General features: G+C 40.0%; 17 protein-coding genes. 4 read left to right on the forward strand and 13 right to left on the reverse strand.

All coding sequences use genetic code 11. The features are described from left to right. Nucleotides 1-358: 358 nt before the first annotated feature. The 6 genes from PQR79_RS05090 to PQR79_RS05115 are packed head-to-tail and all read right to left on the reverse strand — an operon-like array spanning nt 359 to nt 9157. Nucleotides 359-1663, reverse strand: a complete 1305-nt coding sequence (locus PQR79_RS05090) for an McrC family protein (RefSeq protein ID WP_238103737.1) — start codon at nt 1661-1663, stop codon at nt 359-361. Next, complete coding sequence (locus PQR79_RS05095; RefSeq protein WP_238103736.1) at nt 1644-3380, reverse strand: McrB family protein; 1737 nt, start codon at nt 3378-3380, stop codon at nt 1644-1646. The genes PQR79_RS05090 and PQR79_RS05095 overlap by 20 nt, the downstream gene beginning before the upstream one ends. Nucleotides 3381-3429: 49 nt before the next feature. Continuing rightward, a complete protein-coding gene (locus tag PQR79_RS05100) occupies nt 3430-4410 on the reverse strand; it encodes a hypothetical protein (RefSeq protein WP_238103735.1) in 981 nt (326 codons plus the stop codon). Continuing rightward, nucleotides 4411-5757 (reverse strand): AAA family ATPase, encoded by a 1347-nt coding sequence (locus tag PQR79_RS05105; RefSeq protein WP_238103734.1) that lies wholly within the window; start codon nt 5755-5757, stop codon nt 4411-4413. Nucleotides 5758-5780: 23 nt separating this feature from the next. Then, complete coding sequence (locus PQR79_RS05110) at nt 5781-7637, reverse strand: restriction endonuclease subunit S (RefSeq protein WP_238103733.1); 1857 nt, start codon at nt 7635-7637, stop codon at nt 5781-5783. Further along, entirely contained in the window at nt 7637-9157 is a 1521-nt protein-coding gene (locus PQR79_RS05115) for a type I restriction-modification system subunit M (protein ID WP_238103732.1), read from the reverse strand. Before PQR79_RS05115 ends, PQR79_RS05110 begins: the two co-directional genes overlap by 1 nt. A 253-nt stretch (nt 9158-9410) precedes the next feature. Between PQR79_RS05115 and PQR79_RS05120 the strand changes: the two genes are divergently transcribed. Next, on the forward strand, nt 9411-9815 hold the full coding sequence (locus PQR79_RS05120; RefSeq protein WP_274408399.1) for a hypothetical protein: 405 nt from the start codon (nt 9411-9413) through the stop codon (nt 9813-9815). 63 nt (nt 9816-9878) lie between these two features. Here the strand turns inward: PQR79_RS05120 and PQR79_RS05125 are convergent, their stop codons facing one another. Together PQR79_RS05125 and PQR79_RS05130 are read right to left on the reverse strand one after the other, a co-directional pair. Next, entirely contained in the window at nt 9879-10004 is a 126-nt protein-coding gene (locus tag PQR79_RS05125; protein WP_259397000.1) for a hypothetical protein, read from the reverse strand. Between the two features lie 10 nt (nt 10005-10014). Next, nucleotides 10015-10164 (reverse strand): hypothetical protein, encoded by a 150-nt coding sequence (locus PQR79_RS05130; protein ID WP_182750692.1) that lies wholly within the window; start codon nt 10162-10164, stop codon nt 10015-10017. 79 nt (nt 10165-10243) lie between these two features. Between PQR79_RS05130 and PQR79_RS05135 the strand changes: the two genes are divergently transcribed. Continuing rightward, a complete protein-coding gene (locus PQR79_RS05135) occupies nt 10244-10576 on the forward strand; it encodes a hypothetical protein (protein WP_238103730.1) in 333 nt (110 codons plus the stop codon). A gap of 66 nt (nt 10577-10642) precedes the next feature. Here the strand turns inward: PQR79_RS05135 and hsdR are convergent, their stop codons facing one another. Together hsdR and PQR79_RS05145 are read right to left on the reverse strand one after the other, a co-directional pair. After that, nucleotides 10643-13123, reverse strand: coding sequence for an EcoAI/FtnUII family type I restriction enzme subunit R (gene hsdR / locus PQR79_RS05140; RefSeq protein WP_238103729.1), 2481 nt, complete (start codon nt 13121-13123; stop codon nt 10643-10645). A 134-nt stretch (nt 13124-13257) separates the two neighbouring features. Next, a complete protein-coding gene (locus PQR79_RS05145) occupies nt 13258-14415 on the reverse strand; it encodes a PcfJ domain-containing protein (RefSeq protein ID WP_238103728.1) in 1158 nt (385 codons plus the stop codon). A 409-nt stretch (nt 14416-14824) separates the two neighbouring features. Between PQR79_RS05145 and PQR79_RS05150 the strand changes: the two genes are divergently transcribed. Both PQR79_RS05150 and PQR79_RS05155 read left to right on the forward strand, forming a co-directional pair. Continuing rightward, on the forward strand, nt 14825-15634 hold the full coding sequence (locus PQR79_RS05150) for a phosphate/phosphite/phosphonate ABC transporter substrate-binding protein (RefSeq protein ID WP_238103727.1): 810 nt from the start codon (nt 14825-14827) through the stop codon (nt 15632-15634). Then, nucleotides 15621-17849: an ATP-binding protein gene (locus PQR79_RS05155; RefSeq protein ID WP_238103726.1), complete on the forward strand. Its 2229-nt coding sequence runs from the start codon at nt 15621-15623 to the stop codon at nt 17847-17849. Before PQR79_RS05150 ends, PQR79_RS05155 begins: the two co-directional genes overlap by 14 nt. Nucleotides 17850-18029: 180 nt before the next feature. On the opposite strand, the gene PQR79_RS05160 is transcribed toward PQR79_RS05155, so the two are convergent. From PQR79_RS05160 to PQR79_RS05170, 3 genes are read right to left on the reverse strand one after another with little or no spacing between them, the layout of a single operon-like run. Next, nucleotides 18030-18953 (reverse strand): spore coat protein U domain-containing protein, encoded by a 924-nt coding sequence (locus PQR79_RS05160; protein ID WP_238103724.1) that lies wholly within the window; start codon nt 18951-18953, stop codon nt 18030-18032. Continuing rightward, a complete protein-coding gene (locus tag PQR79_RS05165; protein WP_238103722.1) occupies nt 18950-22339 on the reverse strand; it encodes a FimD/PapC C-terminal domain-containing protein in 3390 nt (1129 codons plus the stop codon). The genes PQR79_RS05160 and PQR79_RS05165 overlap by 4 nt, the downstream gene beginning before the upstream one ends. Nucleotides 22340-22341: 2 nt before the next feature. Beyond that, nucleotides 22342-23079: a fimbrial biogenesis chaperone gene (locus tag PQR79_RS05170; RefSeq protein WP_238103720.1), complete on the reverse strand. Its 738-nt coding sequence runs from the start codon at nt 23077-23079 to the stop codon at nt 22342-22344. Nucleotide 23080 lies beyond the last annotated feature (1 nt).

Consider the following 23080-nt stretch of genomic DNA (forward strand, 5'->3'; position numbering starts at 1 on the left):
AACCAAATGAGTTTTGTCTCACTTCGTGGATCTGGCCTTTTAGTATTTAGAATCATATGGTTATTTTGGTATTAACGATTTGTTTGCCCTGTTACGGTGCAACAATCTAATCAGAGCGCTTTTTGATGCAAGTTTTTACCACCTGACTTTTTCAAATCCTGCGGTATGTTTTTGGTTTGATTGTCAGTGTGTTTTAGTAAGCGTTACTTTGGTTCTGTGATTAGTCATAACTGTTTATTTGAAATGGTCATGTTGAAATTGTTCAAAACTCTTGTAGTTCCCAAAGACAGAATCCATAGATTTAAGTTTTCGGTACTGTCACTCCGAACCCCAGCGACATTATTTTCAACAATATGATTCATACAACTACACTCAACGGCTCTTTAAGACTCACTAATAGACACTCATCAGTTTCAAGATCATAAGGCACCACAATCAACTTTAACCCTGGTTTAAAGTCGAAGTTTGCCAGAGGTTCAATAAAGCCAATATACTTAGGATAAATCAAGTACAGATCACCCTGGCCTCTAAGGTACTTTTCACCATAAGCAAATAACTGGTACAAATCTGACTGACTCAAGTTGTACTTATGCTTTGTAGTATTAAGTGAAGCATCAAGAAGCTTCCACTTGGTATCCATCACAGTAACCACTTTTGATTTATCATAAACCACAATGTCAGGTTTTAGCCTAAACCAATCATTGCCGTTATGGTGGGTTAAGCAATGGCTAGACACCTGCTCTCTTAACTTTAAATGTGTAGGTAACTGACGCTTTAGCTGCTTGGCAACATAACGCTCAAATAGCTGTTCCATCGGAAATAAGAAAGATAACCCATCATGATTGCCGACCATTGCTACAGGTGATTGATAACTCAAAATCAGTTCACACCATGGCTTTAAAGGCCGGTAATGAGCAAGTCCTCTATCATCCTTCCACTGTCTAAAATCTAAAGCATAATTCGTAGACAAATTTATATCATTAAATACAAACAGTAATTCGCGAGCTAACCGTTGATTTGCACTCGACTTAGACCAATTAAGTACTTGCTTCAATGAAGAGTGCAGTAAACGGTTTTCAGCCCGATTAGCATTATAGATATCATAAGCAACATGAAAATGATGTTGCTTACCAGGACGTTGCCTGAGTTGTTTAGCAACTTGCAACTGCCCTTTTAGGTAAGGCGATTCACGTTCAATTCGCTGATACTCATTTCTAATACCTTGCCGTACAAGCTTTGAAACGGCTTTTAAAAAATGCGTAATCAGTAGCTCATAAAGCGGTTGCTTCAAAAGCTGCAATTGAGATTGTTGAAACTCTTCTAACTTTAACGTTTCAACGCTGGCTAACATCTTTAGCAAGATTTTACGGGCTGATACAGGGTCACAAGTATCAGTTGACGTTTTAGGTAAAATCTCGATTCGTGTTTTACAAGGTGTTTCTAACACACCAACAAAGTTAATGACCTGAAGTGCAATAGATTTACCGTATCGCTTAGCTTTAACCAATTCACGTTGACTATCGCCATTACTGACACCATTAGCCAATAACCACTCAAACGCTGATTTAGGGATTGAGTGGCAATCTATGCTGTGGTTATTACCGCCATTAGTTAATAAGGCAAACTCTCTAACAGTGACATTATTAACCTTGTTGCGCATCATAAATGCCTTTATATGCGTCAGGATTACTTAATGCAGCATCATTTCGTTGATAAGGTCTAATGCCGTCTTGTGACCAATCATTTCCCATCAACTGTAATACTGAGCTATCAGTAAACTTCTCTTCAATAAACTGTAAACTGGCATCGGTTTTTAGGTGGTCACCCAATACCTGCCCTACACGTTCCCAGTCTTCAAAAAAGTATTCTTCTAATAAAGGAAGAATTTCTAACTCAAAAATACGTGCCAAACGCTCAATGGATGGATCATCTTTTAATGGTAAAAAGAAGCTATGGCCTATGGTATGTTCACGGTCATACAACAACTCAATACGCTGGTTAATCGTTTTTAGCATCTTCGCTACATCTATACCATCAATAGCAATACCTGAAAGTAAGCCATGTTGTGGCATCATCTCAACAAATTCAAAGCGACGACGCAGCGCTATATCGACTTGAGCTAGCGATTTATCTGCGGTGTTCATAGTACCGATAATATGCAGATTCGAAGGTACTGAAAATGACTCTTTCGAATAAGGCAGTTTTACTGATAAAGCTTCAGCGCAACCCGAACGTTTACTAGGCTCGATTAGCGTAATTAACTCACCAAAGATATTTGAAATATTGCCACGGTTGATTTCATCGATGATAAGGACAAATGGTTGTTGCGTAGTTTCATGGTCAGCAACTTCAGGCACATATTCTTTTAGTCCAAAGTGTTTCTTCAAGTAGAGTAAAAAACCTTCTACATAGGAGGTGTTGTAGATATCTTGTTTCGATCCTGTTAGATAAAGCTTTCTCACATTCGCTATTGAGGCGACATATTTAGGGTCTGTGCTTTCAGTTGAGTGTGGGAATATTTTAAAAGTAATGCCACCAACATATTCGATTTCAAACTTCTTTCCACGTACAGTTTCCATTTCTATACGGTCGTCAGCTTCTTCATATTTTTCTTGAAGCTGTATAACTGCATCATCAAAAGCATCGACAGATACCACCTGTAAATGGCTTGAACTTGCTCGTTCACATATCGATTTAAACACACCAGGGTCAACACTATATGACAGTACACCGTTATCGCTATTAGCCTTTAATCCTTCAACAAAATCTTCATAGCTAAAGCTTTGATGGAAGGTAACAAAACCAATACGATTCTTCGTCACTAGCTCATCAAAACGGGCTTTGATTTTATGGCGGTCATGTTCATATTCAGTTAAATAAGCTGGATCAACAATAGCAAGTGCTTGGTTAATGGTATTGTAGGTTTTACCAGTACCAGGGGGTCCATACAAAATTTGGTTTAATGCAGCCATGTTGCCACCTGCTTTAGTTGATTGTTTGGTCTTGTTCATTTCAGGATGCCCATTGGAAATTCCAATTAAATAAAGTAATTGCTGGATAGCACCTTCACTTTCAACATTAAAGGCATAACCATATTGTGACGTGCCATTAAGCTTTGGATACCGACGAAAACTGGTGTTCTTAGTTGGCTGCCAATCAGTCTCTACGCCTTCTATTGCATCAACCTCGCCTTTCAAATGAATGATACTAGGGTGAAGCACAAGTGGTTGTTTTTTCACTATTAGATCTGGTTTATGCTTAACATAAATATACGAATCTTTATAGAGACAGTGCTCATGAGCATAGGAAGGGTGATTATGTTTATCATTAGTCCCTATTAATCTAAGTAATATTTCATGAATTTGTTCTGAATTTAGCATCTAAATACTCGAAATTTTTTTGTTAATTTATTAATATTTATTACTATAATTAGGACGGAATGTATCTCCACTCTCTGTTACGGCTCAAGTTTGTATAAGCAGTGTTAAAGAATGACAGATGTTTAGGTTTTATAGTGAAAGTATTGTTTTCAATATCCTTTGCTCTAAAAATTTCCATTCCTTTACCTATTTGAACCACATGTTGACCAATGCAGATCATACGGTCATGAGCCTCCTCACCAAAAATCTTATTTTTACAAAGTGAAAATTTGATTTGTAAATTTATTTCACTGAAATAAGGCTTCTTTTTTAAGACAGCATTAATATAATCTTTTATCTTATCGGCACTAACCGATTGATTATGAATGTCACAAGCAGAAAAAATATCGATACTATATTTAGTGCCATAAGATGAAAGCCTTTCAAAAAGACACTCTAGTGAAGTTTTATGGCCATCTCTGATATCACGCTCCAAATTCAAAGCTAAATATCTATCTATTATCGTTATTTTATTAGAATGTGCGACTAAACTACTAAATCTATCATTCCACACATCATTAAAACTTGAGCCAGCATTGATGTCTGATTCACATGACATTTTGCTTTTAGCGAAATTTATAGATTCATTAAAATTATTTGGAGTGATCACCTCCAAATCAATTCCATTAACTATCAATCTATTCTCATGAAAAATCTCGTCGTAATCACTAGTCAATATGCCAGTAACTACCTTCTTAGAATAAAAACATCTTTCAAAATCTGCAATATCATCAAGTTCAGACAATTTACTTTTCACAAGTTGAACTTGATACTTTTTAAAGCCATCTGAAGTTAAAGCTGTCACCCATTTTTGCTTATATTTAGTTGGTACAGAATTAATAGCTTTTATTATTTCATCCTTGTTTTCATTACAAAAAGCTAAACAACCACACTTATGCCACATATCGAGAATAGCATGATTTACTACAGGTAAAGTCCTGATGGAAATATCATCAAATAACTCTTGTTCAAAATAGAAAGGTGTAATCATTTATCCCCCAAAAACTTCTTCTAATCTTTCTTCGAAAAAGCCTTCAGGCCAATCTGTTGTAAAGTCACCATCATCATCTAATTCGATTTGAGTGACTTGAGAACCAGAATTTCCAACATCGACATACAACACAGAAACCAGCTCTTTTGGTATTTTTCCTTCTCTAATTCTTCTTTGAATACGTAGCATGAGCGCTTCACTATGCGTCTCAATAATCCATTGGTTTTTCTGCGATTCGGAAACGGAATCAATAAATAGGTCCGCAAGGTGAGCCTGCAAACGTGGGTGCAGGTGAATTTCGGGTTGTTCAACACAGATTAGCTTGCTTTTAGATATCACGGCCTCAAGTATAATAGGAAGAACTTGTCCAATACCAAAGCCTACATCTTTAGGTGTAATGGTGGCCCCATTACGTAAGTCTTTAAGCTGTATTGAAATAAGCTGCCCAGTATTAATATTACCTAAGTCAACAGCTTCAATCTCATAAGGTATTTTAAAGTCAGATAAAAACGAATTTAGCTTAAGTTTAGTTTCATCTGTCGAATTAAATATTGCATTGCCTAAATTACTTTTTCCTTGACCTTTTTGGTAATTACCAATTTCGTCTGAGTAGTATCTTTTAGGTGAACTCCTTAATGGCCCAAGGTATTTCAACTGATCGAATACATTAGCAATATCATCAACAACTCTATTTGTATAGCTAACTAAGTGACTCTCTACTCTTGCCGTACTGACAGGAACGTTTAATGAGCGACTAACTCTAAAAAACTTCCCTAAAGAGTCTGTCAAATCTAACCAAGAAGAATCTTTAGGTGAGATTTTATGTCGTTTTGCTAGACTCTTTTTTAAACTATCTGAATTGTCCAAAGCAAAAGTTTCACCATTAGAGCCTTTTCTTACTCTCGTTAGTTGAAAATCTACTTTTTCAATATGCTTATTACGGCAATTAAATCCGTAATTTGTCAAAGTAGGTTTATGATTAATGGGACTATAGCTAAATGAAATAGTTCTGTAGTCACTATTAGCAAATAGCATTTCATGCCCATGCTTAAGTTTATATTCCTCTGCCTCATATTGGCTATCATATTCTATTGAGAAAAACATTTTATTATCAATGTTCTGTCCATGAACGAGTGAGTTGTACGTCCCTAAGTTAATAAAATCCCCGGAGGGCACCAGCTCACTATCACTCTTAGACAACATCGTTTGCTTTAGCATCATCAATGATTGAATTACAGAGCTTTTACCAGATGAATTCGGACCAAATATCAATGTTATTGGAGCAAACTTTAGCGATTGTTTCCCTGCAAAAGATTTAAAATTTTCTATTTCAAAATTAGTTATCATTAACTCTATTTCCCTTAAAGTTATTAGTTAAATTGTCTTTCGACGATGGCGTCGGTGAGGTGGAGTTGAGTTGTTTGGGCGTCACTTAAACGGGCTTTAAGTTGGTCGCAAAGTGCCATTAGCTCATCGACTTTAGCTACGATACGGTGTTGTTCTTCGAGTGGTGGTAGGGGTGATAATTTTTTCTTTAAATCCCCAAGTAATAAGTTATTAATAGCACTTCCCCCAGATTTTTTTAATAGATTAGGAGTTTCAGATTCAAGGAATAATGCTATGTATCTATTTGATATAAAAAGATTAGCAACTTTAATAACTGCAACACTCTTTTGAAACGTGCTTTTGCTTGTATAAGAATGTTCTTCGGCTATAGCCATCTTACCAACCGTAGCACCAGTGTTTACCATACAAATATCACCAGCTTCCAAGTTAGTGCGCTGATGAACTTCTGCAAACTCTGATTCAACAATTTGCCTAGCATTGTCGTAAATCAGTTTGCCATTTTGGATATCTTTGGCTGATAAAAAATAGAAACCAGAATTATCTAAGTTATTGCAATCACCATGCTTTCCGTCCGTTATCAGCAGAGTAATATCTTGCAGACAACACCACTCCCACCCATTAGGCAATTCAAACGGTTTTTCTTCGTCGGTGATGGCGGGCAATGGTTTCTGTTTTTTGATTTTACCGTCTTTAATCAACTGAGCTTTTTCTGCTTTGATCCGCTCTAGTAGCTTGGCGGCTGGTTCATCATTAGCATCTTGTGGTACCAACTTGCCCATGACGGCGAGTTGGAGGATGGTTTGTTTTAGGGTGTCGATGCTGGCTTCTGTGGTGAATAGCGTGTCGAAGTGTTCGGCGACACGATGCCAGCTGTCTGCAAAACTATCATTAAGTGCAGACTCAAGGCTGGCTGAATGGCTATCTGCTGGCTGATTAGTGTTATGCTGTAGCAGTGCATTTAGCAGAGTTTCTACTAAGGTTTGGTGTGCTGTAATGCTTGCTTCTGTTTGTGCTTCAAGGGCATCACACAAGCTCATTAACTCGTCGACTTTAGCGACGATACGGTGTTGTTCTTCGAGTGGTGCAAATGGTAGTGGATTATATGCAAAAAAATCTTTAGGAACTCGTTTTTGACCTGCTGTACCAGTCATCTTAGTTTCGCCGACTTTTAGAAACATTGGTGCTTTCAAATATAAAAGAATAAAGAGTGGATCTACTGTTGATTCTATTGGCCTGGCAATGTGCAGTTCCGTTGTTCCCGTTCCGACACCGTTAACTAATCCAGAAAAAACAGCTGCTTTACTGTTCTCAAAACAAGGAGTTATTTTTGCTAATCCAATATCACCATCAGCAAAGTGTGTATATCCTTTTTTTATTTCTTTCCATAACCTTGTTTCAGAACCATGATCCCCTTTATAACTGGTACTAATTAGAGGCATCGGCACAAAAGAAGCTTCTGTATCATCATCAAAACTAGAATTTCTTGGACCTATTTCTGCGAGTTCTGCTAAACAAGTCCACGCCCAACCTTGCGGCAGTGCAAACGGCTTTTCATCGTCACAAATCTCTGGCAAAGGCTTTTGTTTCTTTATCTTACCTTCTTTAACCAATTGTGATTTTTCAGCAGCGATGCGCTTAAGCAATACTGAAGCGGGTTCGTCATTCTCATCTTGCGGCACTAACTTACCGCGTACGGCCAGTTCTAAAATCAGCTCACGCAGTTTTTTAATACCATAGAGTGAAAATTTATTCGAGGTACCACGCCCTGCTGAAGATTTTTGCTCTATGGCGCTTGTCCAAATATCAATGTTCTGGGTGATTAAGCTTTCTGCTGTTTGCTCAGATTGACCGTCGTTGGTAGGTGTTGATAGATCAGCCATTACTTGCCCTCACCGTCTGCTGTTGATGGTGACGATAATGCGGCTGACAAAATGCCTTTTAGTTGATCCCGCAGTGCTTGAATATCGGCTTGTTGTTTGGCGTAATTGTTCAGTAACTCTTGTGGGTCATGGCTAATGACTTCGCCCACATGAGGGTTTTTAATGTCGAGGTTATAGTTGCGAGCAATGATGTCATCGATTGACACTTTCCAGGCTTGTTCGTTTTCTACCCGCGATGCAAAGCCATCGGCCTCGTTGCCCCACCATTCAAGTTCTGTTTCAAACTCTTCAAACTTCATCGGCTTGGTTTTATTGTAATTTTTTACCCCTGCCGGGTAGGGATGCTCGTAAAACCACACCTCTTTGGTAGGCGTGCCTTTGGTGAAGAACAGAATATTGGTTTTAATGCCGGTGTAGGGATTAAACACGCCATTAGGTAAACGCACTATGGTGTGTAGATTACATTCATCCATTAACATTTTTTTGATTTTGGTTTTAACACCTTCACCAAACAAGGTGCCATCTGGCAACACCACTGCTGCACGTCCGCCACTTTTAAGCGCTGATGGCTCATTACCCGCTGAAGGCGCTGCTAATACTTCAATAATAAGTTGCAGGAACAAGTCGGCGGTTTCACGGGTTTGAAATTCGCTTGGAAAGTTTTTTTCAATGCCGTCTTCTTCGGTGCCACCAAATGGCGGGTTGGTGATGATAACGTCAACTTGCTCGTCCCAACTTGAAAGCGGTTTGTTTAAGGTGTTGCCGTGTCTAATTTGTACTGGTACTTCAATGCCGTGCAACATCATGTTGGTGGTACACAATAAATGCGGTAACTGCTTTTTCTCGACACCAAAGATTTGCTGTTGCAGGGTTTGGTGATCATCTGCTGTTTTAACGTAGTTGGCTTTAACATGGTCAAATGCACAGGCTAAAAATCCGCCAGTACCACACGCTGGGTCCATAATCGACTCACCCAGTTTGGGGTCAGTTACCGCCACAATAAACTTAGTAATAGCGCGCGGGGTATAAAACTCACCAGCGTTACCGGCACTTTGTAAGTCTTTTAATATTTGCTCGTACAAATCACCAAACAAGTGGCGCTCGTTTGAGTCGGTAAAATCAATCTCGTTAAGCTTGTTTATCACCTGACGTAATAGCGTGCCGTTTTTCATGTAGTTAAAGGCATCTGAAAACGCCTCTTTCACCACATAACCACGGGGGTTTTTATCTATCGGCGCGGTGAGGTTTTTAAGCTGTGGGAACAGCTCATCATTAACAAACTCAAGTAGCTCGTCGCCTGTAATGCCTTGATTATCAGCCGCCCAGTTGCGCCATAAAAACTGCGCGGGAATTGGCTCACGGTAATCGTCTAGTTCTAGCTCTAACTCTTGTTCTTGGGCATCAAATACTTTTAAGAACAGTAACCAAGACATTTGCCCAAGGCGCTGGGCGTCACCGTCGACACCGGCATCTTTACGCATAATATCTTGGATGGATTTAATTGCTGAACTGATAGACATGAACTTGCTCTCAAAACATGATAATTGCTTGGGATAGTAGCAAAATCATCATGCCAATTCACTGATATAGTGTTGGATTTCTCTAAAAAACCAAACTAATTACAATTTGCGGTATATCCGAAGCACACAACTACAAAATAAGTAGTATACATTTATTTCTGAACTATGAAGTAGGCTATGCATAAAGCAGACTTTTATGTTTTAATATGTTTTATTACAACTAATTAGCAAGGAAGAATGTTAGTGGTGCAATATGTTTATTGAATGTCCTCATTGTCAACACGATAACGAAATCGAGTTCGCCGAAAATATACTCTGTAAAAAGTGTGAAAAGGATTACAAGGGAGTTAAATTTTCTAAACGAAAATTTATCACAGGCACAGCGATGATCCTTTTAACTTATGTTGGCGTTCATACCCTGAATGACGAGGTCAAAGGTTACGGAGATCGTTATCCGATAGCGGTTGAATATGCTTTGTTGGACAGCTGTATTAATGGAAGTAAAAATTCTATTTCTCAAAGCCGTTATCTCAGCAAGCGCGATGTTTGCCTATGCGCTCTCAAAGGAGCGCAAGAAGATTATCCCTACTCTGATTATAAAGATGATGCGAAAGGCTTTGTTTCTATTTTTCGACGTTATGCTAACAGTTGTCGATAATTTTATACGTAAAAAGCGGTCACCTTCAGGGACCGCTTTTGCTAAATTTAACGTTAAATGGTTTTATTTACTCTTTGGAACGTTACCTCGCCCATTACCAGAAGGTTTACCCGTCGTGCTTGGGTAATTGGGATTGTTACTTGGACGTGGTGTTGCTGGTGCTTTTGAGGTTGGTGTTGATTTACTCAAGGTAGTCTCCTTATTTGCCTGACTTTTGGTTAGTTTCTGAAGCGCGCTGTGCTCGGGGTGCAAAAGTACCTTTTTCGACTTTGCCACCATTTTTAATTGCTTCAGAAGACTGAATACGAGCAGCGGCTTCTGGTGTCATTGGAGTTTTACTTTTAGTCATGTTCAATTCCTTTTTACTAGTTAATATTATTGGTGTCTTCGCTAAGACATGCACAGAATGACATAGGAGGTGGGGACTCATGGGGACAGAAATAAAACAGAAACAAATAAAAGAGTTACTGCAAAAGCTAAACCTCAGTATTAACAACTTTGCAGGGTTAGTTTATGAAGCTCTTTATGATGATAATAATGATGAAGCAGAGAAAAAGCTTGCAGAGAACATTAAGAAGCAACTACAACGGAAAACAACCAAAGAGGAAGTTTTAGATTCATACCTTGATATATTGGTAGAGCACCCTAGTTATCAAGGCCTCAACCTTGATAAGGTTCGCAGCCAATATGTTATTCATAGCTGCTTAAATGATGACATTACGATGAGTATCACAGCACTTTCAGGTGAACTAGACAGCTAATCAACAACTAATTCGACGACCAATTTTACAAGCAAAGGGGTGGTTAACTGCCCTTTGTCATTTCTATTAAGCTGATTGCTGGTGAATTTGATAAATTTGCGCTTCTAGTTCACTGATGGCTTGTTCGTATTCGGTTTTGCCACCAAAGCCTTTTTTAACGATCTCGCTTAAATTACCGTATTCCGTAAACGGGGCGACTTTAAGTACTTGCATGTTTTCGATTTCTTGCACGCCGACATCGGCATATTTTACCAGTAAATTTTGCAGTACGGCTTGTGCTGTGGCTGAGTATTTAGTGAAGTAATTGCGCTTTTGTACATTGTTTGCGCGCTCCTTGCGGGTTAATGGCGGTTGGTCGTACACCACGTGGCAAATCATATCAAAGGGGTCCATTTCTTTACCGACTTCATCCTCTAAAGCTGACCAAATAATGCCTTCTAGTGCTAGCTCATCAATTATCGCTTGTTTGCGGTCAGACTCATTCCAACGCTTCACAAATTCATCTAGTGAACTAAATTGCTTGGCCATGGTTTTACGGGTGTAATCTTTAAAAGATTCGGTGACTAATTTACCGTCGCTGTCGTAATACTGCACTCGCTCGGCTATTTTACTGACAGTCACACCTGACACGCGGTATTTGTTGATTTTGCGGGTTTCGCCTTCGTCCCATTCTCCATCAAGGCTGCCATCGCCTTGGGGGTCGTTTATAGTGTCATTTTGAGTCGCATCTGGTTCGTCATCTTGGTATTCACCTTGATTGTCTGCCGCACCGTTATTACCAGTTAGATCGTCGTCAACAGTATCAATATCAACATTTTCATCTTCGATGTCTTCAGGGGTTACTTTAATGATTTTTTCGGGTGTACCGTCAAAGCGCTCGTCGGCAAATAATTCAGTGGCTTTTTTAAAGTCTAAAATAGTGAACCAGAGCTTGCCGTATCTATCGTCAATACGGGTACCTCGGCCAATAATCTGTTTAAACTTGGTCATGGATTGAATGTTTTGATCTAGCACTACTAATTTGCAGGTTTTCGCATCGACACCTGTGGTCATAAGCTCAGAGGTAGTGGCAATAACAGGATAGGCTTTTTTGGGATTAATAAAGTTGTCTAACTGCCCTTTACCTATTTCATCATCGCCGGTGATTTTCATCACGTACTTTTCATTTTTGGTCATTTGCTCAGGGTTAAGATTGGCAATAGCACGACGCATTCGTTCAGCGTGGTCAATGTCGTTACAAAACACGATAGTTTTGGCCATCGGGTCGGTGCGCTTTAAGTAGTTGGTAATGGTTTCGGCAACCAGTTGGGTACGCTCGTCTATCACCATGGTGCGGTCGAAGTCTTTTTGGTTATAAATGCGGTCTTCTATCACTTCACCATTGTTATCGATTTGGCCTTTTGTGGGGCGCCAGCCTTGTAAATCGACATCAATATCGACTCTCACCACTTTGTACGGCGCTAAAAAGCCATCTTCAATGCCTTCTTTGAGTGAATAGGTATAAACAGGCTCACCAAAATAATCCGTGTTAGAGACTTCATCGGTTTCTTTAGGGGTTGCGGTAAGGCCAACTTGGGCCGCGCTTTTAAAGTACTCTAAAATTTCACGCCAGGCACTGTCTTCAGAAGCACTGCCACGATGGCACTCGTCGATAATGATTAAATCAAAAAAGTCTGGGTCGACTTGTTTAAAGGCTTTTTGGTGCTCTTCTGGACCGGTTAATGCTTGATAAAGCGCTAAATGAATTTCAAATGCAGGATCAACCGTACGCCCAGTAATTTTGGTCATTGAGGTGCCGAAGGGCTGAAAATCATTAATGCGAGTTTGATCAACCAGGATATTACGGTCGGCTAAAAACAAGATGCGCTTTTTAGCACGAGACTTCCATAATCGCCAAATAATTTGAAACGCCGTATAGGTTTTACCCGTACCGGTCGCCATGACAAGTAACACGCGGTCTTTACCGGATGAAATGGCTTCAATGGTTTTGTTAATGGCTTGCAGTTGATAATAACGAGGGTGCTTACCCGTACCATCGTCATAGTATTCTTGATTGATAATGGGTAATTGCGCTGGGGTGTAGCCTTTCCAAATACAGTATTTAGTCCAAAGCTGTTGCGGCGTTGGAAAGTCTTCTAAGCGGATTTCTGTTTCGAGTTGGTGCGATTCGTTAGTCCCGAGACTGTTTGTGACTGCATGGGTTTTATCATGAAAGATAAAACCATCACCGTTTGAAGCAAAGATGAAAGGCACATCAAGCAAACGGGCATAATCTAGCCCCTGTTGCATGCCTTTACCCACTTCATGTTTATTGGCTTTAGCCTCAATAACGGCCAGTGGCATACTGGGTTTGTGATATAGCACAATGTCAGCAGACTTAACCGTTTTACGCACGCCCATTTGCCCACGCACTATCACTTTACCGTCGCGTAACTTCACTTCCTGGCGAATTTGCGACATGTCATTCCAGCCCGCTTGTTTAATGGCTGGCATGATGAATTTGCTAATGATATCGGTTTCGGAAAGCTTGGCTTTATTGATGCTCATATGAAATCTAGGTCCTTCTAGCACAGCAACAAACTGCAATTAAAAATTAGTTTGCCACAAAATAGCTCAAACACCAATGATTACATGCAGATACAGTCACTTAAATCTAAAAAATTAGAAACCAGACAATAGTGTTAAGCCCTCAGTTCAGGCTCATGATTAAATCTCTGCATATACGTTTTCTTTACTCTCGCAAACCACGCATAGACTAATTCACGTGTTTCATTGGTTGCCATTGCATTACGTATCCCGGAGATTTGATCCAATTCAAGCATGCCTATTCGTTTATTGACTTTCACCCCAATGGTCACTCTTTGTGGGTGCTCCATTTTAAATGCACAATAATGTCCTGCGACAATCCGGTTGTGATAAACAGCAATACAATGCTTTTGGTCCATTCCTTCTCTAAGCAAAGCATCATAATTATCAATTGCGACAAAATTTGGCTCACTCGAAATAAGTTGTGGATATGGTGTATCAGCGTCAACCGGTCTGGATTCGGATAGCCGAGTAGCATTACGGATATCTATCCATTGTTGATGTAATCTTTCAAGCTCATCCAGTGTCGACAGTTGGCCAATTCGTTTTGCAGGCTCATTTATCCCGAGTGCTAAACCAAGTGCAATCGTATCAGCTAGACATGCACGTAAAGGCCCTCTTTTGATATTTTTATCATTTGCTATGGCATGGCCTAATTTTGTGCAGGTTAAAAATGGATATCGGTTATCTAGGCTTATGGTTGCATAGTTTATTGTGTGGTGATGTTTAAACACTTTGTAGCGACACATTGTTTTGTCTAACAATTTTTTTAAATATTTTACCTCGATATCTCGCTCAAATTTTAGAGACAATTTGTCTATAAATTTAAGTGTCGCTTTTGCGTTGTCATAGCCGAGCTTATTGAGAATGTCGCGTTGTCCTAGATGACTTAAGGCTAATGCCTTTGCATTATCAATGGGATAATGCTCACAAATAAGCACTAATATTAACGGTCTAATTAATAACAATTGAGCGGCTTGCTCACTATTAGCTGCAAGCCACAACAGCTGATATTGGTGTTCAGGAAAAGCCATTGTCACGGCTAAATACTGTTTAGGGATCTGCGCTAACCATTCAGCACCTGATGAAAACTGAGTGATGAAGTTAAGCCCTAAGCCTAATCCACCTTCTAATAATTCTTTGGGTTTAGCCGCGAATACCCTATAAGCACATAGTTTTTTATGCCAACTATGAAGCTCTATATCATAGTCAAAACCAAAGTGAGTTGTGTGTATGGTTAGTTGTAAATCCATATTTCTGCCTATTGAATATCAAGATTTCACTCAAACACAGTGTTAAATAAACCCTGATCCGCGACAATTCTATTGTTTGCAAGTAAGGTGAGTGACAACATTATCTCATCACTAAAACATTGACTAGTATACGGTTGTATTTTCAATAATTTTGACATATTCCCCAATGTGTAATCTAAAATAAATTGCTTGACACGTATCTATATTTATAAATTGGCATTATTAATGCTTGTTATTTTGTGATTAGTATTAATGAATAAGGCGTTTAGCTGAAACAGAGGCAACATTGGCCTTAACGTTTACTATCTGTAATTTAAGGCTTATGTTTACTGCAAATCATGATTTTATGGTGAGTTAAGTATTACCTAACTAAAATGATGACGATGGCAAGCGATTAACGGGAGAGATAATGAAGTATTTACTAGTTATAGTTTGTTTAATTCAAAGCTCGTGGTTATTTGCGCAAGAATATACCTTTGGCGTAGTTCCGCAGTATGAGCCACAAAAGTTAAATGCCATTTGGCAGCCTTTGCTTAACGAAGTGAGTCAACAAACGGGTATTAAAATTAAACTGATCACTGTTGAATCAATCCCTGTGTTTGAACAAGCATTTGCCAATGGAGATTATGACTTTGCTTACATGAATCCTTGGCACAGTGTGATCGCCAATGAAAAGCAAGGGTATATGCCGTTAATAAAAGACGCAGGACGTAAGCTTCAAGGCGTATTGGTTGTCAAAAAAGACGGTGGCATTAATGATTTGAGTCAATTGCAAAATGAAGAGATTGCCTTCCCTGCCCCAAATGCGTTAGGTGCTTCATTATTAATGCGAGCTGATTTAGCACAATTATATGACTTATCGATAAAACCCGTTTATGTACAAACCCATTCCTCGGTATATCTTAATGTTGCCTTAGGCACTACAAAAGCTGGCGGTGGTGTGTTGGGTACCTTGAAGCAACAGCCGCAAAATTTACAAGATAAGTTAACCATTCTATATAAAACACGTGAAATCAGTCGTCATCCAATTGTTGCGCATCCTAGAGTCGATACAGCTGTTCAACTCAATATTCAACAAGCTATTTTAACTATCGGTCAAAGTGAAAAATATAAGCATTTACTTGCAGGGATACCGATTACTCAACCCAGTACGGCAACGTTGGCAGAATACCAGCAATTAACACAATGGGGGTTACGCTCATTTTATGTCGAAAATTAATTGGTGGCGAAGTCTACGGGCACAGAGTTTTTTGGCGGTTTTTTCGTTTGGGCTAATGCTGATTTGTTTATTTGTGTTTTATACCTTACCCGAACAAGCTCGGTGGGTTAACGATGGCTTATCCAAAACGGCTCAGCGTTCATTGCAACAACTATCAACCTCTATCACTACGCCGTTGCTGACCCGACAATATGCTGAGCTGTATGAACAAATCAATAATCAACTTGAAATACATCCAAATTGGAAAGCCATAAAAATAGTAGATGCTGAAACGGGTAATCAATTGTATCCACTAGACTCATGGGTTGGCGCTTTTGAAAGTGGTGATATGTTATTGAGCCAAGACATTATTTTTTTAGATAAGCCGCTTGCAACAATTACCTTGGTGGTTAATTTTACAGCTGAAATTAATGAGTCATCTAAATTACATTACACGCTGATTTATATTCAATTTTCTATCTTGTTACTCATTTTAGTCGGCCTTGCATGGCTAGTAGACTATCGAATCACTTCCCCACTACGTGCGTTAGAGCATGCATTCACTCGCTTAGCTAAAGGTGATTTTGACTGTCATGTAGACAAGCAGCAACACAATGAAGTTGGCAGCGTGATTAATGGATTTAATCAAATGGTCAATGAGGTTGCGGGAAGTCAGCAAAAACTCAATAGTTTAAGGATACAGGCTGAATCTGCTAGTAAAGCGAAATCTGATTTTATGGCCAGTATGAGCCATGAACTACGTACCCCTCTTAATGCCATTTTAGGCTTATCTCAGCTGTATGATTATGATCAATCGGCGAGCCAAATCCAAAAAAATAATGCCAAAAGCATCTACCGTGCTGGTGAACACTTGTTGCTATTAATCAACGATGTACTTGATATGACTGCTATTGAGTCAGGTAATATGCAGTTCAATTTTGAATATGTGCCAATTAAACGAGTTATTGAAGAGTCTGTTGAATTAGTTACTGAGTTAATCAATGCGCAATCAATTTCACTTCACCTTGAGGGACTTAACAACCTTGAAGGCTTGTGTTTTTATGTAGATGAGCGCCGTTTCAAGCAGATCATGTTAAATCTATTGTCTAACGCCATTAAGTACAATAAACCACAAGGTAAGATTTATATTCGTTGTAGTGAGTTAAACAATAATCAATGCCGAATCAGCGTTGCCGATACTGGATATGGTTTAACTGATGACGAAGAGTCGCGATTATTTAAACCATTTGATCGTTTAGGCGCTGAAACTAGCGAAATAAATGGTACTGGTATTGGATTAGTTATCACCAGAGAATTAGTAGAAAGAATGCAAGGTGAGATAACCGTTCAAAGCGAAGTCAACCAAGGTTCTTGTTTTAGTTTATTATTTAATAGTTTTGAACAATCTAATAAGACAACCAATACACAATTTCCGAATGACAATGCGTTGCATACAGAAGTTGATGCATTGCCTATCTTAAACGTGTTGGTTGCAGAAGATCAGGTTACCAATCAGCAAGTATTAAAACAGCAATTAACCCTATTAGGTGTGCAATCAACGTTTGTGAGCAACGGTGAACAAGCCTGGCAAATATTACAAGATATACCATTTGATGTGTTACTGACCGATATACAAATGCCGCTGTTAGATGGTTTAGGCTTAACAAAAAGAATACGCCAAGATGACCGATATAATGCTTTGGTCATTATTGCGGTGACAGCCAATATCATTAAAGAAAATATTGATGATTGTTATGCTGCTGGCATGAATGGTTTTTTGACTAAACCTGTCGAGTTGGTTCAACTTAAAACACTATTAATCGAGCATTCATCAATAACCATTAACGCCCCTATTGAACAAGAACATTCATCAGCCTCGATGAATGACAAGTTTGCTCAACTCGATATCGGTTTGTTAGTGTCGATGCTGGGTGAAGACACTGATGTGCATTGCATGGTATTTAATGCGTTTATACAATCAGCAGGTGAACAAGTTAAGCTGATTAACGCCTACACAGAAAGCGAAAACTATGTTGATTTATCATTTCAATCACATGGACTAAAGTCTGCATCAAAGTCGATTGCGGCTTTAGGTTTAGCGGATATTTGTCAACAAATAGAATCGCTTGCAAACATTAATAGTATTAATGAACAATTAATCATAGACTTAAACTTATGCTTTGAGAGCGTTATGGCTGATCTGAAGTATTATTGTCGGCAACATGAAGCACCTTAACATTAGACATACAATCAACGTATTGATTTTTATGCTTGCTAAAAGTGTAGTGATTCATTTTTGAGGAAAATAGTTTCCAATAGATAATGTGTGAATAATGTTTGATACGCAGAAATAATGTGGGGGTGATGATTAAGTCATTATTGACGCCATCCATGGCACCGAGTTTATTTTTATCACTTAAAACTCAACAATCACCCTCACCCGATCTCGATAAACACCAGGGAGTGGAAACCTATCTTCCACCAATGTTTCAACCAAAAATTGAAACGCCTGGTTATTACCCACACCAATACCTGCCACACTGGCCGACAAATCTGGTCCTATTAGGGTGTTGCCGTCGGTCGTGGTAATTTTATAGGCGATGGTCTCGCTGTTAAATGCCATATTCCTTTGGCCGGCATTAAAGTTATCGCCACCATCAACATAATATTGATAACTCAGCTGCTTAGTGCAATTGATATCCAATGGCAATATGGCGCTGTGAGCACTGCCCAGATAAGACACCGTACCAAGCGAGACATCTGATGTTTGAACGCTACAACTTTCGGTAACACTAAGTTGCACATTAATCATCACGGTTGCACTGCCATTGTCGCGACCTAAACAGATCCCTAATAAGCCAATACCAGAACAATAATCCCATTGCCATAGTATCGATATGGTGTCGTTATACGTGCCTACACCGACATTCGCCGTACCTGTAGACAGATAAATAGGTATCGTGCCGTCATCGCCAAACAGGCCCAATAAATCCAGTAAATTAAATGATCCAAAACTCACCGTTTCATTAAGGGTGAAAGGATCTGAGCGCTCAGGCGCGGTATACAGTGTGTAAGGCACTGCATCACCATTGGCAGCTGTTAATTGAAAATCAGCCCCCACTAATGTGGCATCAATTTCGCTAAAGTCCAGCAGGTTAACAAAGCCTGAGCAACTAAAATCTGAACTGAATGAGGTTTCTATAATACCTGTAGAAATTGATGCAGAGCTAAACGCGCCTAAGTTTTGATTGCTGTTACCGCCCACTACACAGTCTGCGTAAGCTTGTTGGCAAGTGAACACCATGACTGCTGTACAACACAGTTTGCTAATTATGTTCATACTGTCTCTCCTTTACTTTGCTGTGTAATGTTATTTGCGCGTTGTTTAAAGAATAAATCTGGTTGGGGTGGTGCTTGTTGTGTCGAGTCATGATGAGGAACAAGATCGATATTAGTGTAATCAAGCCACCTCGCTTTGTCCCAATTGGGGGCATTTGGCATGCCCGCCTTAGACGCTATGTCATTCGTTAATAAGTAAACGTCACTTACCTTGTTCTGTGTAAGTAACGCATTGTTTATTGGATTAAATTGACTATCCGCATTCGATGATAGGATTAACCTTGGGGTGTTTGCAGTGTAAGTTTGCTTAACCGCCTCTTTTGTCGTTGATGCTGTTTCATGTATTTGAGCAGATAATACTAACTGTGAAGCAACCTGTTGCACTGTAACTGTAATGAACTCCAGATCTATGCTGCCCTGATGTTGTTCAATCATAGAGGCTTGAGTGTTCACTGCAGCCTCTGGATTTACTAGGGTTTGGGTCTGTTCATCTGAGTGAGTTTTCTCAATCACATGAGTTGGCTCAACATCAATAGCAACCGTATTGATCACTTTAACCACTTCAGACTTTGGAGTATGTATGGCTTCTGGCGATGTTACATTAACCATGCTGTCAGATTGTTCGCATACCAAAGGCCCAATGATGGCTTTTTGATGATTGATTTGGGTATAACTAAACTCAACTGAGCATTGTTTATTGTCCCACTGCAATACCATCTGATTTTGCGCTTGTAGCGCTTGCGGATAAACTTCTCCGTGATGCGCTACTGTCTGTGGTTGCTTATCACTGTTAATGATAGCGCTGGCACCTGCAGGAATAGGGTTACCTTTGCTGTCGTTTACAATCACAGTCGCAATAAATTGTTTAGGTTCACAGATAATTGGACCAATCACGGGTGTTTGCTCATCTGTTTTACGGTAAGAAAATTCAGCGGAGCATTGTTGATCAGCCCAGTTAAGGGTTATGATGTTTTGCGTTCTAAGCGATGATAATGACAATTGACCATTTTTACCGACAACTTTTGGTTCAAGCTGATCATTAATGATGGCTAAGGTACCTGCTGGTACAGGTTGGCCTTGTTGATCATTAATCATGACCAGTGCATTGGCATCCTCAGTAGCACATACCAATGGGCCAATGACAGGAATGTCATCTTCTTGCTTGCTGTAGGCAAACTCAAGTACGCACTGCTTACCGTCCCATACAAGCGTTAAGGTATTGTTATCCTGTAGCTTTTCAAGATACAACTCACCGTCCCAACCGACAAAGTCACCATTTTGTTCACCATTTAGGGTCGCTAATGCACCGACCGGAATAGGCTGACCTTGCTCATCGTTTACAATCACAATGGCTGCTTTGGTTTGATACAGTTCAAAATCAACATCTACACCGTGGTTTTCTGCTGCCATCACTTGTATTTGATCGTTCACCACGTTGGTGTCTAGCGGTAATGATTTGGTGTTAATACTGATATTGACTGGGTTATATGATGCAAGCCCGGTAACCAATAACATGCCGTCATCATCTGACTCACCGACTTGCTGGTTTTCAATTAATACTGGCACATCTGCAATACCGCCCGTTGATACCACGGCAAACGTATCGGCGACCCGATTACCTAACAAGAAACGACTATTAGACCAAATTAATGAGCCCGAGGCCTGGCCCCAATGGCCACTTGAACCACCACGGTTGTAGTAACCGCCAGTTAATTCAACTTTGTCACCTCTCCAACTGCCGTTAGCTGAAAAATCACTGGTGCCTACAACATTGCTGACGTTACCTCTAAAACCACGATTGCCATTGCGAGCAAATGAAGCTGAGGCTACGGTACGGTCTTCGCCTTTATTGTCACGCACATGGCTTACGCTAGCACGGGAACGAGTGCCAAATGGCATCGAAAAATTCAAGCCAACGCTCACATCGTCACGATCGGGATCCCAGTTAACACTGGCTGAAATAGAGGCTGTATCGATTGATTGATTATAAAAAGCAGATACCAGGCGACGGTCATCATCATCGAACTTAGTGATATCAAAATACCCCATCCCCACTGAAACGCCATTATCAAATGAGTATGCGGCATTGGCTTGTACTTCACGCTCGATTTGCGACACAAATTGGGTTGACCCTGTGTCACGGTAACCTTGTTGCTGTTGCTTGAGTTGGGCAGAAACCCCCCAGTTATTAGCCTGAAAACGATAACCAGCAAGCCCTAACCAACCGCTGCTATTTTTGTCTTGGCCATGGGCAGCCGCAAACGAAAATACCCCTAGATTACCTAGTGTAAAATCAGTTCCAAAACCTAAGTTGTAAACATCTTTGCTCAGTTCGGCATGCGATGACACCGACATGCTGTCGGTTAAGCCATAACGAACATCGGCAATAGCGGTTAGGTTTGAGTCATAATCAAATGAATCAAGACCAAAACCTTGTCTTAGTACCCCTAGGTTAAGGTCGTAGTCGTACACTCCCTGTTTAAGCAACTCTGGTGCAACATAAAATTGCAAATCACGGCTAACTGCTTGACCATAAATATCGGTGGTAACAATACTGGCGCTGGCAAAGCCATTAACTGTAGGTTCACTGTCTAGAATAAAGTTACCAGGCTCAACATTCCCAGAGTACATTTTGTAATTATTTACAAAGACTTCAATATCTGATGGCAATACCGCACTACCAATGAATTCAGGATAAGGGTAACTGATAAACTGTGGGTCTAACTCAAAACGTCGGGACAGCTTAATCCCCCCCATTCTGACTTGACGAGCCCAAGGGTTACCGCCACTTATCATGTCGCCGACACGCCAATAGCGCATATTTTCCTCGTCATTGTATTGCCAAAAACTGTCGTAGCGGATCATTCCTTCGTCGACAAAGCTGTTATGACTGCCACCCAGTTGCTTACGATAATTACCTGTGGTTTCAACGACTCCCCAATCGCCAAATGCGCGCCACTGTTGCAATAAATCGACTGTGGTTGTGCCAGATTGGTAATCACGATAATAGATATCGTAATTCATTAACGCACCACTAGAGCGCGTAATCGGGATAGAGGTTCTTTTTTTGCTGTTAATCACCTGAGCAGGAAACAAATCTATGTCAGCGGTAAGATAAAGACGTTGTGTTTCGTAACTATATTCACAAGTGACGGCTTGTAAATTACAGTAATCAACACGACCATTTAAGCCACTGGCATACTCAGCTAATGATGAGGTGCCCAAAACGTCTTCGCTACTCCAAAAATGATTTTGAATACGGTTAAATTCTATTAGTTGGTTAACTTGGACGCCATTAAGATACACATCCAAATATAAGGTTTCAGCTGAGGCTACACTGGTGTATGAGCATGCTGCGACTAAGATAACGTTGGTTAGTTTTTTCATCGTTACCTCCCATCGTGGTTAATCTCCACATCGACACCATTGATTTCTGCGAATAGTTTCGACGAAGAGGTAATCGCAACGGGTGATACTTCAAACGCTGCCTGAGTGTTGGCTGGTACGTAACCCAGTAAGCCACCAAACACAACGCTCTGTGTGTTGCCGTCGTTGCTGTAACGTACTTTAGAGATTCTGGCGTGCCCGTTTGCTTGATTGTTGAAGACCAACTGATTGGTTTTGTGATTGTATGAATAGCTTAATGCACGGTTCCAGATACTGGTTAATTGCTCAAAATTATCTGTGCGTGCCACTGACAAGTCTGGACCACCAATAAACAAAGGTAAGGCATAACGCACTTGCAGCAATAAGCCTTGTTCTGATGTGTTTTGCATATCAGGAATTTCATCCAAAAATACTCGATATAAGCGTTCATTATTGATGTCACTTGCAGGGCCAGTATTAACGATACGAACCACCTGCTGTTTACCCGGTAAAATGTTGAGGGATGATGGGCTGACCACCACTTTAGGCTTGTCTTGAGTGTTGTTGTGTGTATCCCAATGTCGCACACGAACTTGAATCTTCATGGTGGTGTTACTGTTATTTTGCAGTTTCAGTAAAGCGGCTTTTTCGCCTGGGGCAATATCAATATTTACCGGTGAAATCAATAATTCGGCAGCGGTAAGGCTAAAAGGGTTTATGACCATTAAGCTGGCTAATATAAGCAATACTAAATGCTTCATG

Origin of the sequence: Shewanella metallivivens (genome assembly GCF_028750675.1) — a bacterium.
GTDB classification, from domain to species: domain Bacteria; phylum Pseudomonadota; class Gammaproteobacteria; order Enterobacterales; family Shewanellaceae; genus Shewanella; species Shewanella metallivivens.

Excerpts from the sequence above, each read along its gene's own strand:
- PQR79_RS05090 (WP_238103737.1), bottom strand. The coding sequence starts at position 1,663 with ATGATGCGCAACAAGGTTAATAATGTCACTGTTAGAGAGTTTGCCTTA.
- PQR79_RS05095 (WP_238103736.1), bottom strand. The coding sequence starts at position 3,380 with ATGCTAAATTCAGAACAAATTCATGAAATATTACTTAGATTAATAGGG.
- PQR79_RS05100 (WP_238103735.1), bottom strand. The coding sequence starts at position 4,410 with ATGATTACACCTTTCTATTTTGAACAAGAGTTATTTGATGATATTTCC.
- PQR79_RS05105 (WP_238103734.1), bottom strand. The coding sequence starts at position 5,757 with ATGATAACTAATTTTGAAATAGAAAATTTTAAATCTTTTGCAGGGAAA.
- PQR79_RS05110 (WP_238103733.1), bottom strand. The coding sequence starts at position 7,637 with ATGGCTGATCTATCAACACCTACCAACGACGGTCAATCTGAGCAAACA.
- PQR79_RS05115 (WP_238103732.1), bottom strand. The coding sequence starts at position 9,157 with ATGTCTATCAGTTCAGCAATTAAATCCATCCAAGATATTATGCGTAAA.
- PQR79_RS05120 (WP_274408399.1), top strand. The coding sequence starts at position 9,411 with ATGTTTATTGAATGTCCTCATTGTCAACACGATAACGAAATCGAGTTC.
- PQR79_RS05130 (WP_182750692.1), bottom strand. The coding sequence starts at position 10,164 with ATGACTAAAAGTAAAACTCCAATGACACCAGAAGCCGCTGCTCGTATT.
- PQR79_RS05135 (WP_238103730.1), top strand. The coding sequence starts at position 10,244 with ATGGGGACAGAAATAAAACAGAAACAAATAAAAGAGTTACTGCAAAAG.
- hsdR (WP_238103729.1), bottom strand. The coding sequence starts at position 13,123 with ATGAGCATCAATAAAGCCAAGCTTTCCGAAACCGATATCATTAGCAAA.
- PQR79_RS05145 (WP_238103728.1), bottom strand. The coding sequence starts at position 14,415 with ATGGATTTACAACTAACCATACACACAACTCACTTTGGTTTTGACTAT.
- PQR79_RS05150 (WP_238103727.1), top strand. The coding sequence starts at position 14,825 with ATGAAGTATTTACTAGTTATAGTTTGTTTAATTCAAAGCTCGTGGTTA.
- PQR79_RS05155 (WP_238103726.1), top strand. The coding sequence starts at position 15,621 with ATGTCGAAAATTAATTGGTGGCGAAGTCTACGGGCACAGAGTTTTTTG.
- PQR79_RS05160 (WP_238103724.1), bottom strand. The coding sequence starts at position 18,953 with ATGAACATAATTAGCAAACTGTGTTGTACAGCAGTCATGGTGTTCACT.
- PQR79_RS05165 (WP_238103722.1), bottom strand. The coding sequence starts at position 22,339 with ATGAAAAAACTAACCAACGTTATCTTAGTCGCAGCATGCTCATACACC.
- PQR79_RS05170 (WP_238103720.1), bottom strand. The coding sequence starts at position 23,079 with ATGAAGCATTTAGTATTGCTTATATTAGCCAGCTTAATGGTCATAAAC.